11 protein-coding genes are annotated in these 14,055 nt (G+C 64.2%); 9 read left to right on the forward strand and 2 right to left on the reverse strand.

The window, feature by feature from the left end; genetic code table 11:
* The first annotated feature begins 29 nt into the window (after positions 1-29).
* The 4 genes from AC0L3S_RS03770 (at position 30) to AC0L3S_RS03785 (ending at position 3,764) form a co-directional block, all read left to right on the forward strand.
* Positions 30-1,772 (forward strand): ArnT family glycosyltransferase, encoded by a 1,743-nt coding sequence (locus tag AC0L3S_RS03770; protein ID WP_473278114.1) that lies wholly within the window; start codon positions 30-32, stop codon positions 1,770-1,772.
* Position 1,773: 1 nt separating this feature from the next.
* The gene (locus tag AC0L3S_RS03775) at positions 1,774-2,619 is read left to right on the forward strand and encodes a phosphatase PAP2 family protein (protein WP_473278115.1); all 846 of its coding nucleotides are present in this window, start codon (positions 1,774-1,776) and stop codon (positions 2,617-2,619) included.
* 63 nt (positions 2,620-2,682) lie between these two features.
* Entirely contained in the window at positions 2,683-3,429 is a 747-nt protein-coding gene (locus tag AC0L3S_RS03780; protein WP_473278116.1) for a glycosyltransferase family 2 protein, read from the forward strand.
* Positions 3,426-3,764 carry a lipid-A-disaccharide synthase N-terminal domain-containing protein gene (locus tag AC0L3S_RS03785; protein WP_007591223.1) on the forward strand — a complete coding sequence of 113 codons (339 nt, stop codon included), beginning with the start codon at positions 3,426-3,428 and terminating at the stop codon, positions 3,762-3,764. Before AC0L3S_RS03780 ends, AC0L3S_RS03785 begins: the two co-directional genes overlap by 4 nt.
* Before the next feature lie 10 nt (positions 3,765-3,774).
* Here the strand turns inward: AC0L3S_RS03785 and AC0L3S_RS03790 are convergent, their stop codons facing one another.
* Complete coding sequence (locus AC0L3S_RS03790) at positions 3,775-5,466, reverse strand: Na/Pi cotransporter family protein (RefSeq protein ID WP_473278117.1); 1,692 nt, start codon at positions 5,464-5,466, stop codon at positions 3,775-3,777.
* A gap of 155 nt (positions 5,467-5,621) precedes the next feature.
* Complete coding sequence (gene metC / locus AC0L3S_RS03795) at positions 5,622-6,806, reverse strand: cystathionine beta-lyase (protein WP_473278118.1); 1,185 nt, start codon at positions 6,804-6,806, stop codon at positions 5,622-5,624.
* Between the two features lie 394 nt (positions 6,807-7,200).
* Between metC and AC0L3S_RS03800 the strand changes: the two genes are divergently transcribed.
* The 5 genes from AC0L3S_RS03800 to AC0L3S_RS03820 all read left to right on the forward strand — a co-directional run bounded on the left by AC0L3S_RS03800 (position 7,201) and on the right by AC0L3S_RS03820 (position 14,055).
* The gene (locus AC0L3S_RS03800) at positions 7,201-8,217 is read left to right on the forward strand and encodes an amino acid ABC transporter substrate-binding protein (protein ID WP_027517914.1); all 1,017 of its coding nucleotides are present in this window, start codon (positions 7,201-7,203) and stop codon (positions 8,215-8,217) included.
* A 25-nt stretch (positions 8,218-8,242) separates the two neighbouring features.
* The gene (locus AC0L3S_RS03805; protein ID WP_473261419.1) at positions 8,243-9,448 is read left to right on the forward strand and encodes an amino acid ABC transporter permease; all 1,206 of its coding nucleotides are present in this window, start codon (positions 8,243-8,245) and stop codon (positions 9,446-9,448) included.
* Positions 9,445-10,965, forward strand: coding sequence for an amino acid ABC transporter permease (locus tag AC0L3S_RS03810; protein WP_473278119.1), 1,521 nt, complete (start codon positions 9,445-9,447; stop codon positions 10,963-10,965). Before AC0L3S_RS03805 ends, AC0L3S_RS03810 begins: the two co-directional genes overlap by 4 nt.
* A gap of 11 nt (positions 10,966-10,976) precedes the next feature.
* A complete protein-coding gene (locus AC0L3S_RS03815) occupies positions 10,977-11,714 on the forward strand; it encodes an amino acid ABC transporter ATP-binding protein (RefSeq protein WP_473261415.1) in 738 nt (245 codons plus the stop codon).
* A 100-nt stretch (positions 11,715-11,814) separates the two neighbouring features.
* Positions 11,815-14,055 carry an O-linked N-acetylglucosamine transferase family protein gene (locus AC0L3S_RS03820; protein WP_473278120.1) on the forward strand — a complete coding sequence of 747 codons (2,241 nt, stop codon included), beginning with the start codon at positions 11,815-11,817 and terminating at the stop codon, positions 14,053-14,055.

The raw sequence follows: 14,055 nt of genomic DNA on the forward strand, positions 1-14,055 counted from the left end.
CGATGGCGGTTTCAGCGTAAGCGGAACCGATGGCCGAGACCTACCCAACACCCCGTTTTGGAGCTCCCCGCGAGCCGAAATCCCCGGTGAATCCGGGCAGCCGGCTCGTGTCCATGTTCGACATCGCCACGGCCACCCACGTCCGCGCGGTGAGCTTCCTGCTATTGTGCGCGCTGCTGCTATTCCTGCCGGGCTTCTTTACGATTCCGCCGGTTGACCGCGACGAGGCGCGCTTTGCGCAGGCCACCAAGCAGATGGTCGAGAGCGGCGATTATGTCGACATCCGCTTCCAGGAGGACGTCCGCTACAAGAAGCCGGTCGGCATCTACTGGCTGCAATCGGCCGCGGTCGAGACAGCATCGGCGCTGGGCCTGCCGCGGGCCGAGTTGCGGATCTGGGTCTACCGGCTGCCGTCGCTGATCGGCGCCATCGGTGCCGTGCTCATGACCTATTGGACGGCGCTTGGCTTCGTTACGCGGCGCGCCGCGGTGCTTGCAGCACTTCTGATGTGTGCGTCCGTGCTGCTCGGGGTCGAGGCGCGGCTTGCCAAGACTGACGCGATGCTGCTGTTCTGCGTGACCGCTGCGATGGGCGCGATGGCGCGGGCGTATCTGTCCTGGCAGCGCGCCGAGGACGAGACGCATCCGCCCTGGAGCTGGCCCGCGATCTTCTGGACGGCTCTCGCTGTCGGCATCCTGATCAAGGGCCCGCTGATCCTGATGTTCGCAGGCCTGACCATCGTCGCGCTCGCGATCCAGGACCGCGATGCCTCCTGGCTATGGAAGCTGCGACCGCTCTGGGGCCTGATGTGGATGCTGGTGCTGGTGCTGCCCTGGTTCGTCGCGATCTTCTGGCGCGCGGGCGATGCCTTCTTCGCGGATTCCGTCGGCGGCGACATGTTGAGCAAGTTGGGCGCGCAGGAATCCCACGGCGCGCCGCCCGGACTGTATCTGGCGCTGTTCTGGATCACATTCTGGCCCGGCGCGCCGCTCGCGGCGATGGCGGCGCCCGCAGTGTGGCGCGCGCGGCGCGAGCCCGGCGCGCAATTCCTGCTGGCCTGGCTGGTCCCGTCCTGGATCGTGTTCGAGGCGGTGCTGACCAAGCTGCCGCATTACGTGCTGCCGCTGTATCCTGCGATCGCGATCCTCACCGCGGGTGCGCTCGAGCGGCGCGTGCTGTCGTGGTCCTGGCTGATGCGCGGCTCGGCCTGGTGGTTCGCGATCCCCGTTGGCGGCTCGATCATCGCGGTCGTCGGCGCGGTGATGCTGACCCGGCAGCCTGCTTTCGTGGCCTGGCCGTTCATCGCGGCCTCGCTGATCTTCGGCCTGTTCGCCTGGTGGCTTCATGACAACAATCACGCCGAGCGCTCGCTGCTCAACGCGCTGGTCGCAGCCCTGATGCTCGCGGTGACGGTCTACGGGATCGTGCTGCCGTCGCTGACGCCGCTGTTTCCGAGCATCGAGATCGCACGCGCGCTTCGGAACGTCACCTGCGTCGGCCCGAAGGCGGCCGCGGCCGGCTATCACGAGCCGAGCCTCGTCTTCCTCACGGGTACGCAGACGCTGCTCACCGACGGTTCGGGCGCTGCGGATTTCCTGCGGCAAGGAAGCTGCCGGTTCGCGCTGATCGAGCAGCGTTCGGAGCGCGGTTTCGTGCAGCGCGCTGAGGCGATCGGGCTGCGCTACAAGGTTGGTACCCGCATCGAAGGCTATAATTTCTCGCAAGGGCGTGCGATCTCGATCTCGATCTTCCGCTCGGAAGGCACCGAGTAGAATGTCGGCGCCCACCGACATCGCGCCGCGCGCGAGCTATCCCGCGCAATTGCTTGCCATGTCCGGGCGCGCCCTGGCGCAGCTCGTGCGTACGCCCTCGCATTCGCGCCGCGCCGAGGCCGCGCGAAAGCTGGCGCGGCATTCGCTGTGGCTCAGTGCGGCAGGTGCAGCCCTGGTCATCGCGCTGATGGTCGTGTTCGACCTGACCGAGATCCAGCTGATGCCGCCGCGTGGCACGCCGGGCCTGTGGCCGATCCGCATTCTCACCGATTTCGGCAAGGACGAGTATGTGCTCTCGGCGCTCGGGGGTGTGCTGGTGGTGCTGGTGCTGGTTGCGGCGGGATTGCACGGCACAAGCCGCGCATTGCTGCTCGGCCTCGGCACGCGACTGCAGTTCATGTTTCTGTCTGTTGCCGTGCCGATATTCGTCGCCGAGATCCTGAAATATCTCATCGGCCGCGGACGTCCGTTCGTCGGCGGCAAGGCCAATCCCTTCAACTTCATCCCGTTCGAGGGGACCGGGGCCTATGCCAGCCTGCCGTCGGGGCATGCGGTGACGGCGTTCGCGCTGGCGTTTGCAGTCTCGGCGCTGTGGCCGCGCCTGCGCGTGTTCATGTTCACTTACGCGATCGTGATCCTGCTGACGCGACTGGTCCTGCTTGCGCACCACCCGAGTGACGTGGTGGCCGGCGCCCTGGTCGGCATGGTCGGCGCGATGGCGGTTCGCTACTGGTTCGCGGCCCGCAGGCTCGGCTTTGCCATCCGTGCCGACGGCACCATTGTGCCTCTTGCGGGGGCAGTCTCAGGCCGCCTCAAAAGGGTTGCCCACGGGGCATCCGCCCCATAAAAGCGGCTGCCTGCCGGGACCGCCGGTTCCCGAGCCAAGCCAATTCCAACCACGAGCTTCGATTTGTCGTCCCAGCCTTCGGTTTTCCAGCCCTCGGTTTCCATCGTCGTTCCCGTGCGCAACGAAGCCGACAACATCGTGCCGCTGATCGAGGAGATCGGCGCGGCGCTCGACGGCCGCTGGGCCTATGAGATCATCTACGTCAATGATGGTTCGACGGACGCGACCGGCGAACGGCTCGGCGCGGTCATGAAGCAGCGGGACAATCTGCGCCAGCTGCGCCATGCCAAATCGGGCGGCCAATCCGCGGCTGTGCGCAGCGGCGTGCGTGCGGCACGCGGCGCGATCGTGGCGACGCTCGACGGCGACGGCCAGAACAATCCGGCCTTCCTGCCCGACCTGATCGCGGCTGTCGAGAACGGAAGCAAGGTCGGACTTGCCGCCGGACAACGCGTCGGCCGCAAGGATACCGGCTTCAAGAAGTTCCAGTCGCGTGTCGCCAACGGCGTCCGCAACGCGATCCTGAAGGATGGGACGCGCGATACCGGCTGCGGCCTGAAGGCGTTCCGGCGCGAGGTGTTCCTGATGATGCCCTATTTCGACGGGCTGCATCGTTTCCTGCCGGCGCTGGTGCGCCGCGAGGGCTACGAGATCGCCTATGTCGACGTGATCGACCGCCCGCGACATTCCGGCGTATCTAACTACGGTTTCTTCGACCGGCTGTGGATCGGCATCATGGATCTCGTGGGCGTCTGGTGGCTGATCCGCCGCAAGAAGCCGACGCCGGAAGTGACTGAGGTGAAGGCATGATCATCCAATACGGTCAGGCGCTGAGCAATTATTTCTACGACGTCTTCGTCGCCAAGTTCGACTTCTGGCTGGCGTTCGGCCTCGTCGCGCAGCTGTTCTTCACGGCGCGCTTCCTGGTGCAGTGGATCGCGAGCGAGCGCGCCGGCAACAGCGTGGTGCCGATGGCGTTCTGGTTCTGCTCCATGGGCGGCGGACTGATGACGCTGGTCTACGGCGTCGTCAAGCGCGAGCCTGTCATCATCCTCGGCCAGGCGCTCGCGACCATCATCTATATACGCAATATCATGCTGATCGTGAAGAACCGCGGCCGCGCGTCAAAGACGCTGGAGCGCTGATCCAAGGCGACTAGCGCGGCAATGCTGACGCCGCGCCTGTTGCAGGCAGGGCGGCGGTCCCCGCCTCGTGCCTGCGATGGGGCTCGCCGGCCGCGTCGAGCACGGGATAGGCGACTGAGCAGATATGCGAGTGGATGCGGCGCAGGTCCCGCAGCACGTCGAGATGCAGCGACGTGGTTTCGATGGTCTCGGGACGGCCCTCGCGGAGGCGGTCGAGGTGGCGCTCGACGGCGGCAAGCTCCGTGTTGCGCAGCGCAGTCTTCTCCACCAGCAGCTTGCGCGCTTCGTTGGCGTCGCCCGACATGAAGACCCCGAAGGCGATGCGCAGCGAATCCATCGTGCGCTTGTGGAAGGCGGCGAGCTCCTCGGCGCCCTCGGGCGAGAACTGGAAGCGGCGCTTGATCTTCTTGGTCGCAAGCTCGCTCAGGCTCTTGTCGATGATGTCGCCGATATGTTCCAGATTGATGGCGAAGGAGATGATCTCCATCGCGCGCCGGCCCTCGCTTTCGTCGAGGCTGCCCCGCATGAGTTTCGTCACGTAGAGCTTGATGGCTTCGTCGAGGCCGTCGACGATGTTGTCCATCTTCGAGACCTGGTCGACCAGCGCGCGGTCGCCGCTCATCATCGCCGTCATCACCTTGCGCAGCATGATTTCGACGAGATCGCCCATGCGCAAGGTTTCGCGGCCGGCATCGGCCAGCGCCAGCGATGGCGACTCCAGCGCGGTCTCGTCGAGATAGCGCGGCCGGGCCGGATCGGCCTCCTGAACACGATCGGGCAGGAGCCGCGTCAGCAGGCGCGACATGGTATCGAGCAGGCCGATGAAGATGATGGCCGTTCCGACGTTGAAGGCGATATGAAACGCCGCCGTCATCCTGGCAAGATCCGGCTGCCAGGCGTGCATGTGCTCGGCGATCGGGCCCAGGAAGGGCAGGACGAGCGCGATCCCGATCACGCGATTGACGAGATTGCCCACCGGCAGACGATAGCTGGCGGGATCGTCACGCTTGGCGCCTTCGAATACGGGATTGATGGCGCTGCCGAGATTGGCGCCGAGCACCAGTGCGAGCGCCGCGTAAGGCGAGATGAACTGCGAATAGGCGAGTGACATGATCAGCAGCACGCTGGCGACGCTCGAATGCACCGCCCAAGTGACGAGCGCTGCGATCACGATGCACAGAACGGGATCGCCCGTGATGGAGGACATCATGACGCGGACGCCCGGTGCGTTCTCGGCTGGCGCCAGCGTGTCGAGCAGGATGTGCAGCGACAGCAGCATCAGTCCGAGACCGATCAAGACACGGCCGACATCCTTGATCCGCGAGCGTGGACCGACACGGAAGGCGACCAGTCCGAGCACGAACAGGACCGGCGCGACGGCGGCGATGTTGAACGACAGCACCTGCACGATCAACGTCGTGCCGACATTGGCGCCGAGCATGATGGCGAGCGCGGTGACCAGGCTGAGCAGGCCCTCGGCTGCGAACGAACTGGTGAGCAGCGCGGTGGCGGTGCTGCTCTGGAGCAGCGCCGTCAGCCCAAGACCGGCGGCAAACGCGTTGAAGCGGTTGCCGAGAGCCTTGCCGAGCAGCCGTCGCAGGTCCGGGCCAAAGGCGCGCAGAATCCCGCTGTGGACCATGTGCAGGCCCCACAGCAACAACGCCACGCCGCCCATCAGATCGAGCAGTACCAACGTTCCCATGCTCCGTGTCCGGATTGGAGTCGATTGGTGAGGCTAGCGCCAAACGACAGGGGATCAAACCGATTGTTGGCGCGTCGACGTTAACGTTTGCGGCAGCTGCGCGTTCCCGCGGCGCGCGTTGGCGCGTCCGCAGGCGCGATGCCTTGTGAGCAGGCTCACATTGCTGCCTTGAGGGCAGCGAAGCCGCGATCGAGGTCGGCCTTGAGGTCGTCGACACTTTCGAGCCCGATATGCAGACGCAGCGTCGGGCCGCCCGGGGCCCACTTGGTCGCGGTACGGTAACCATCGCAGTCGAAGGGAATCACCAGGCTCTCGAAGCCGCCCCAGGAGAAGCCCATGCCGAACAGTTTGAGCGTATCGAGCATGGTGTCGACCGCCTTCTGCGGCGCCGGCTTCAAGACGATGCTGAACAGGCCGGACGCGCCCGTGAAGTCGCGCTTCCAGATCGCATGGCCCGGATCGGTCTCGAGCGCCGGATGCAGCACGCGCGCGACCTCGGGACGGCTCGCAAGCCAGCGCGCCATGTCGAGTCCGGAGCGATGATGCTGCGCCAGCCGCACCGACAGCGTACGCAGGCCGCGCAGTGCCAGGAAGACGTCATCGGGACCGGCGCAGACGCCGAGCAGGCGGATGCCTTCGGCGACCTGCGGCCAGGCCTTGGCATTGGCCGAGATGGTGCCGAACATGATGTCGGAATGGCCGCCGATATATTTGGTTGCGGCCTGCATGCTGATGTCGACGCCCTGTTCGAGCGAGCGGTGATAGAGCGGCGTCGCCCAGGTGTTGTCGTCGATGACGAGCGCGCCGCGCGCATGCGCGACCTCGGCGATGGCGCGGATGTCGGGCATCTCGAACGACTGCGAGCCGGGCGCCTCGACCAGCACGGCGCTTGTGTTGGGCCTGAAGAGCTTGTCGATGCCGGCGCCGATCATCGGATCGAAGTAGGTGGTCTCGACGCCGTAGCGGGAGAGCATGCCGTTGCAAAAATTGCGCGAGGGCCGATAGACGTTGTCGCAGACCAGGATGTGGTCGCCGGCCTTCAGCACCGAGAGCAGGGTGGTCGAGATCGCCGACAGCCCCGACGGCACGATGCCGACGCCGGCGCATTGCGGCCCCTCCAGCGCCATCAGGGTCTCCTGGAACGCCCGGGTCGTCGGCGTGCCGTGCCGGCCGTACTGGAACTCGCCGCGATGGGCGTGCAGGTCCTCGGCGGTCGGATAGAGCACGGTCGAGCCGTGGAAAACGGGCGGGTTGACGAACCCCTTCTGCGCCTTGGTGTCGCGGCCGGAGGTGACCAGCCGGGTCTCGGCGTGCTGATCGGAGGGGTGTGAGGAATCCATGCGTCTGCTTTCAAAACCGCGTTTCCACTAGGCGCGCTACGCCCGCGGGCTGGCCGAAAGGCCGCTGTCGTTAATAACAGAACACAGAAGAGTCCCGTCAACCCCTTGACCCGGCACGCCAGTCGTTCTGTTATCGCAGTGCTATTCAGTCGCCGCATGTTGAGGGGCCTGCCGCGACCTTCGATCCATCGCTTGACCGGACCATGCGCTACAGCCGTAACGGCGGGCGCCTTTCGGCGGGGATTAAGGTAGGGCCTCCCGGGATCGGCGGGTGATCGGCAAGGTTTTCCAGCATGACTCTTGCAAGGCTGGTCTTGATACGGCTAGCCCTGGCAGAGACGATCGCAAAGACAACGTTCCTGACCTTGAGACGACTTTGAAAGGCCCAAAGCCCATGAAACGCGTAACCCTGGCTCTCACTCTCGCACTCGCCGCCGGCCTGACTGCCCAAGCCGCCGATGCGCAAACGCTCAAGACCGTCAAGGACCGGGGCATGCTGTCCTGCGGTGTCAGTCAGGGCCTGCCCGGGTTCTCCTCGCCGGACGACAAGGGCAACTGGACCGGGCTTGACGTCGACGTCTGCCGCGCGATCGCCGGGGCGATCTTCAACGATCCGACCAAGGTCAAATACGTGCCACTCTCCGCCAAGGACCGCTTCACGGCGCTGCAATCCGGTGAAGTCGACGTGCTGTCGCGTAACACCACCTGGACCATCTCGCGCGACACCTCGCTCGGCGCCAACTTCACCGGCGTGACCTATTATGACGGGCAGGGCTTCATGGTGAAGAAGTCGCTCAAGGTGAACTCGGCGCTCGAGCTCAACAGCGCCTCGGTCTGCGTCCAGACCGGCACCACCACCGAGCAGAATCTCGCCGACTACTTCAAGGCCAACAACATGAAGTACGAGGTGATCGCGTTCGGCACCAACGACGAAACGGTCAAGGCCTACGAGGCCGGGCGCTGCGACGTCTTCACCACCGACCAGTCGGGGCTGTACGCCAACCGCCTGAAGCTTGCCAATCCCGGCGATCACATGGTGCTGCCGGAAATCATCTCGAAGGAGCCGCTCGGACCAATGGTGCGCCACGGCGACGACCAATGGTTCGACATCGTGAAATGGACGCTGTTTGCCATGATCACCGCCGAAGAGCTCGGCGTGACCGCGAAGAACGTCGACGAGAAGACGAAACAGGAAAATCCGGAGCTGAAGCGCGTCCTCGGCACCGACGGCAATTTCGGTGAACAGCTCGGCCTGAGTAAGGATTGGGTGGTGCGCATCGTGAAGGCCGTCGGCAATTACGGCGAAGTGTTCGACCGCAACGTCGGCGCAGGCTCGCCGCTTGGTATCAATCGGGGGCTCAATAATCTCTGGAACAAGGGCGGTCTCCAATACGCCCCGCCGATCCGCTGATCCCGCCTGACCCGCGCTCGCGGCGATGAGCATCGAGGCTCGCAAACCCCCGCCCCAGATCGCGCTGAAGATCAGGCGCGTGCTGGGGGGCAAGACAGGCTGGAACGGCATCGCCGTCCAGTTTGTCTTCGCCGCGGTCCTGGGCTGGATTGCCTATGAAATCGTCTCCAACGCCCGCGCCAACCTCGAGAACCAGCACATTGCGGCGGGCTTCGGCTTCCTGGCGAACAACGCCGGTTTCGACGTCAATCAGACGCTGATTTCGTATACCGGCTCGGACACGTTCCTGCGCGTGTTCCTTGTCGGGCTCCTCAATACGCTCGTGGTCTCGGTGGTGGGCATCGTCTTTGCTACCGTGATCGGCTTCATCGTTGCGCTGTGCCGCCTGTCGCCCAACTGGCTGCTCGCGCGCATTGGCGAAATCTATGTCGAGATCATCCGCAACTTGCCGGTGCTGTTCCAGATCCTGTTCTGGTACCTGGCGGTGCTTGCTGCCTTGCCCAATCCACGACAGAGCATTTCGCTGCTCGGCATCGCCTTCGTCAGCAATCGCGGTCTCGTCATTCCCCGCCCGATCGGCGAGAGCGGCTTCGAGGCGTTTCTTGCGGTGCTGGCGCTCGGCATCGTGGCTTCGGTGGCGCTGCGCATCCATGCGCGCCGGGCGCTGTTCCAGCGGGGTCAGGTGATCCGGATCTGGCCCTATGTGCTGGGCCTGCTGTTCGGACTGCCGCTTGTCACCATGCTGGTAGCGGGTCTGCCCTTCAGCTTCGAGCTGCCGCAGCTCAAGGGCTTCAATTTCGCCGGCGGCTCCCGGATCATCCCTGAGTTCGTGGCGCTCACGTTGGCCTTGTCGACCTATACGGCTGCCTTCATCGCCGAGATCGTGCGCGCGGGCATCCTCTCCGTTCACAGCGGACAGATGGAGGCGGGATCGTCGCTGGGCCTGAGCCGCGGCACCACGCTGCGCCTGGTGGTCGTGCCGCAGGCGATGCGCGTCATCGTTCCGCCGCTGACCAACCAATATCTCAACCTCACCAAGAATTCGTCGCTGGCCGTCGCGATCGGCTATCCCGACCTCGTCTCCGTGTTCGCCGGCACGTCGCTGAGCCAGACCGGGCAGGCCATCGAGATCATCGCCATGACGATGGGCGTCTATCTCCTGATCTCGCTGATCACCAGCGCCGTCATGAGCGTCTACGGTTGGCGCGTCAGCCGGAGTCTCGGCGCATGAGCGATATCACCACGTCCAGCTTCGTCCGCCAGGAACTTCTTGATGAGCGTCCCGCGCCGGTGAAGACCACGGGCTTCGTCGGCCTGGTGCGGACCCGCCTGTTCAACTCGCCGACCAACATCCTGCTCACGATCGTCGGCGCCTTGCTGCTCTGGTTCACCGTCATTCCTTCCGTCAAATTCCTGATGGTCGATGCAGTCTGGACCGGCAAGGATCGCACGGCCTGCCTCGCCGAGAACGCCGGCTTTGCGGTCGGCGCCTGCTGGCCCTACATCCAGGCCAAGCTGCCGCAATTGATCTACGGCTTCTACCCCGAAGCCGAGCGCTGGCGGGTGAACCTCACGCTGGTCCTGTCAGTGGTCCTGTTGGTGCCGCTGCTCATTCCGCGACTGCCGTCGAAAGGATTGAACGCAGGCCTGTTCTTCTTCGCGTTTCCAGTGGTCGCATTCTTTCTGCTGCATGGCGGCGGCATCAAGGGATTTGGCCTGAGCTGGACTGCTGACCTGCTGCAATTGTTCGACGACAGCATCATCGGCGCCGGGCAGGCTCTGCTCAGTCTCGGCAAGACGTCCTCTGCCGCGCCGCTGTTGTGGGTCGTCGGCAATGTCATCGTGCTCGTGGGAACCGCGATCTACTGGCTGATCTTTCCGCTGACCTGGCTGCGTGACCAGCTCCAGGGGACGGGCCAGTCGGTCTGGGCCGATTTCGCCATTACGGCCGCGATCGTCTCCCTGATTGCCTTCGTTCTCGGCGGCGGCCTCCGCACCGGGGGGCGGGCCCTGACATCCAGCATCGTCACCTTCGCCGCCATCGCAATCGTGATCAAGCTGATGGGGCTCGATCACGGCGGACTGCCGATCGTGCAGACGAACCTGTGGGGCGGACTTCTGGTGACGCTGGTGGTCTCCGTCACGGGCATCGTCACCTCGCTGCCCATCGGCATTGCGCTGGCGCTTGGCCGCCGCTCGACCATTCCGCTGATCCGGATCTTCTCGATCGCCTTCATCGAGTTCTGGCGCGGCGTGCCGCTGATCACCGTCCTGTTCTTCGCCACCTACATGCTGCCGCTGTTTCTCCCGGGCAATTTCACGGTCGATGGTCTCGTGCGTGCGCTGATTGGAATTTCGCTGTTCACGGGCGCCTATCAGGCCGAGAACGTCCGCGGCGGGCTGGCTGCGATCCCGCGCGGGCAGGGCGAGGCAGCCGCGGCGTTGGGGCTGTCCTGGTGGAAGACGACCTCACTGATCGTGCTGCCGCAGGGGCTACGCCACGTCATTCCGAACCTCGTCAACAGCTTCATCTCGCTGTTCAAGGACACTTCGCTGGTCTCGATCGTGGCGCTGTTCGATCTGCTGGGCTCGCTGCGGGCGTCGTTCTCGGATCCGAAATGGTCGTCGCCGTCGACCGCGTTCACCGGGTTCGCCTTCGCCGGGATCATCTACTTCATCTTCTGCTTTGGAATGTCACGCTACTCGCTCTTCGTCGAGCACCGCCTTAACGCTCACCGCCGCAACTGATCGAGGTCACCATGTCCGACCCCATCGTCAAGATTTCCGGCCTGAACAAATGGTACGGCGAGTTTCACGTGCTGCGCGACATCGACCTTGCGGTCGAGAAGGGCGAGCGGATCGTGATCTGCGGCCCCTCCGGCTCGGGCAAGTCGACGCTGATCCGCTGTATCAACGCGCTCGAGGAGTTTCAGGAAGGCGAGATCGTCGTTGACGGCATCGAACTCGGGCCGAACCTGAAGCATGTCGATGCGGTGCGGCGCGAAGTCGGCATGGTGTTCCAGAGCTTCAACCTGTTTCCGCACCTGTCCGTGCTGGACAATTGCACGCTGGCGCCGATCTGGGTGCGCAACATCCCCAAGAAGGACGCCGAAGCGGCGGCGATGAAGTTTCTGGAGCGGGTCAAGATTCCGCACCAGGCCAACAAGTTTCCAGGACAGATGTCCGGCGGTCAGCAGCAGCGCGTCGCGATTGCCCGCGCACTGACGATGAACCCGAAGGTGATGTTGTTCGACGAGCCGACCTCGGCGCTCGACCCCGAAATGGTCAAGGAGGTGCTGGACACCATGGTCGACCTTGCCGAGGAGGGCATGACCATGCTGGTGGTCACCCACGAGATGGGCTTTGCCCGCGAGGTCGCGAACCGCGTGGTGTTCATGGACGCGGGCCAGATTATCGAAGCCAACACGCCTAACCAGTTCTTCGCGGCCCCGCAGCACGCCCGCACAAAACTGTTCCTGAGCCAGATCCTGCGCTGAGCACCTGCAATCCGGTGGCGTCGCTGGTCTAACCGACCCGCCAGCTTGGCACCATGCGAATCGGCCAGCCTCTTTTCGAGCCATACCCCGGAGAGAGACTTTGCAGAGCAGCGCCGGCGCGCGCGCATTCCAGAACGCGCGATTGCAAAAGAAATTGAAGAAGCAGGCGGACGCGCTCATGTCCGCCGCGGTTCAGGCACTCGGGCAGGGCAGATACGCGGAGGTCGAGACACTCTGCCGCCGGATTTTGACGGAGGTTCCGGATCATTTCGACGCAGCGCACCTGCTCGGCTTGCGCGCGTATGATGGTGGGCGACTCCAGGAGGCGCAACAATTGCTGGAGCGCGCGACCGCGCTCGATCCGCGGTCGCCCGATGCCCATGGTAATCTCGGGGCAGTGTATTTCAATCTCCAGAAATTTCAGGACGCCCGCGCATGCCAGGAGAGGGCCATTGCGCTGAAGCCGAATTCTCCGATCGCCTTGACCAACCTCGGCAATACGCTGCTGCACATGGGCCTCGCCGAGCAGGCTATCGAGCTGCACGATCGCGCTATCAGGCTGAAGCCGGATTATGCCGATGCATTTTGCAATCGCGGCATGGCGGAGCTGATCGAACGCCAGTTCCAACGCGCCAAGGAGAGTTTCGATCGCGCCGTCGTGTTTCAGCCGCGTCACGCGGAAGCGATCGCAGGCAGGGGCATGGTATGCATCGAACTCCGGCACTATGAAGAGGCGGCCGCAGCGATCGCGGCAGGGCTCGCGATCAAGCCGGCTTCGCCGACAATTCTGGCGCAGCGCGGACGGCTCAATCTCGATCTGTTGCGGCTGGAGCAGGCGCTCGCGGACTTCGATGCGGCGCTGGCGCTTTCGCCAAGGCTCGAAGTGGCCTTGCAGGGGAAGGCGCAAGTCAACATTCTCAAGGGCAACACGGCCGAGGCGATTGCGGCGGTCAAAACCTTGCTCGAGGAAAATCCGCGGTCCGACATTGGAATTGCACTTCTGGCTTCCTGCTACGCGAGCCAGGGAGACATTGCGACGGCGCTCGAACATCTCGATGCGGGGCTGGCAATTGCGCCTGATTATGCGGACTTGATCGGGCGCAAGATATTCTTCCTGGACTATCTCCCGGAGGCCGATTTCGCGGTTCAGCAGGCTGCGCGGAAACAATGGTGGGATGCGATCGGCGCCAAATTGCCGCGAAGGGCGTTGGCGCCCCGCGCACTCGATCCGGACAAGCGGCTTCTAATCGGATATGTCGCTTCCGAATTCAGGAACCACTCGGCAGCGTTCGCTGTGTTACCAGTGCTGCGCCATCATGATCACGCCAGGTTCGAGACCGTCTGCTATTCGTGTTCGCCGTTACAAGATGAGATAACAGGCGAATTCAAGTCCATGGCGGACGTCTGGGTCGACGCCTGGCAGATGTCGGATGACGAGTTGGCCGATCGTATCCAGGCCGACGGGATCGACATCCTGATCGACGTGTCAGGGCATTCGACCGGCAACAGACTCCACGTCTTCGCCCGCAAGCCGGCCCCGATCCAGGTCACGGGTTTCGGACACGCCACGGGCACGGGCCTTCAGACCATGGACTATGTGCTCGCGGATCCCGTCTTCATTCCGCAATCGGCGCGCCATCTGCTGGCTGAAACGGTCTACGACCTGCCGTGCCTGATCACGATCGATCCCATTTTGGATGTACCTGCATCGGAGCCGCCTATGCTCCGCAACGGTTATGTCACCTTCGGCGTGTTCAACCGGATCTACAAGATCTCGGACGAGGCCATCCGCGTGTGGTCGAAAGTGATGCGGGAGGTGACGGGTTCGAAGATCGTCATCAAGCATTCTCTGCTTGACGATCCCATGCTGCGCGACAATTTGGTCGCGCGGTTCGTGGCGCAGGGCGTTGCCGAGGTGAATATCACCTGCCTTGGCTCGACGCCGCGCCACGAGCACCTGCGGGCGTTTGCGAACGTCGACATCTCGCTCGATACGTTCCCGCAAAACGGCGGCGTCAGCACCTGGGAATCGCTCTATGCGGGCGTTCCGGTCGTAGCCAAGCTCGGCAACGGTGCCTCCTCGCGGGCTGGCGCCTCTATCGTGACTGCCGTCGGCCTCGGCGACTGGGTCGCCGAGGCCGACGATGGATACGCCGCGATCGCCGGCAAATATGCGGCGCAGCCGGCGCATCTGGCGAAATTGCGCGCGGATTTGCTGGTCCGGATCGCGGCCTCGCCCGCCGGCAATGTCGAGACCTACACGCGGGAGCTCGAAGCGGGCTACCGCCAGTTCTGGCGCGACTATTGTGCTGCGGCGTCGGAAGGCGGCGAGGGCGCCTGA

It is taken from the genome of Bradyrhizobium sp. Ken01 (genome assembly GCF_055807355.1).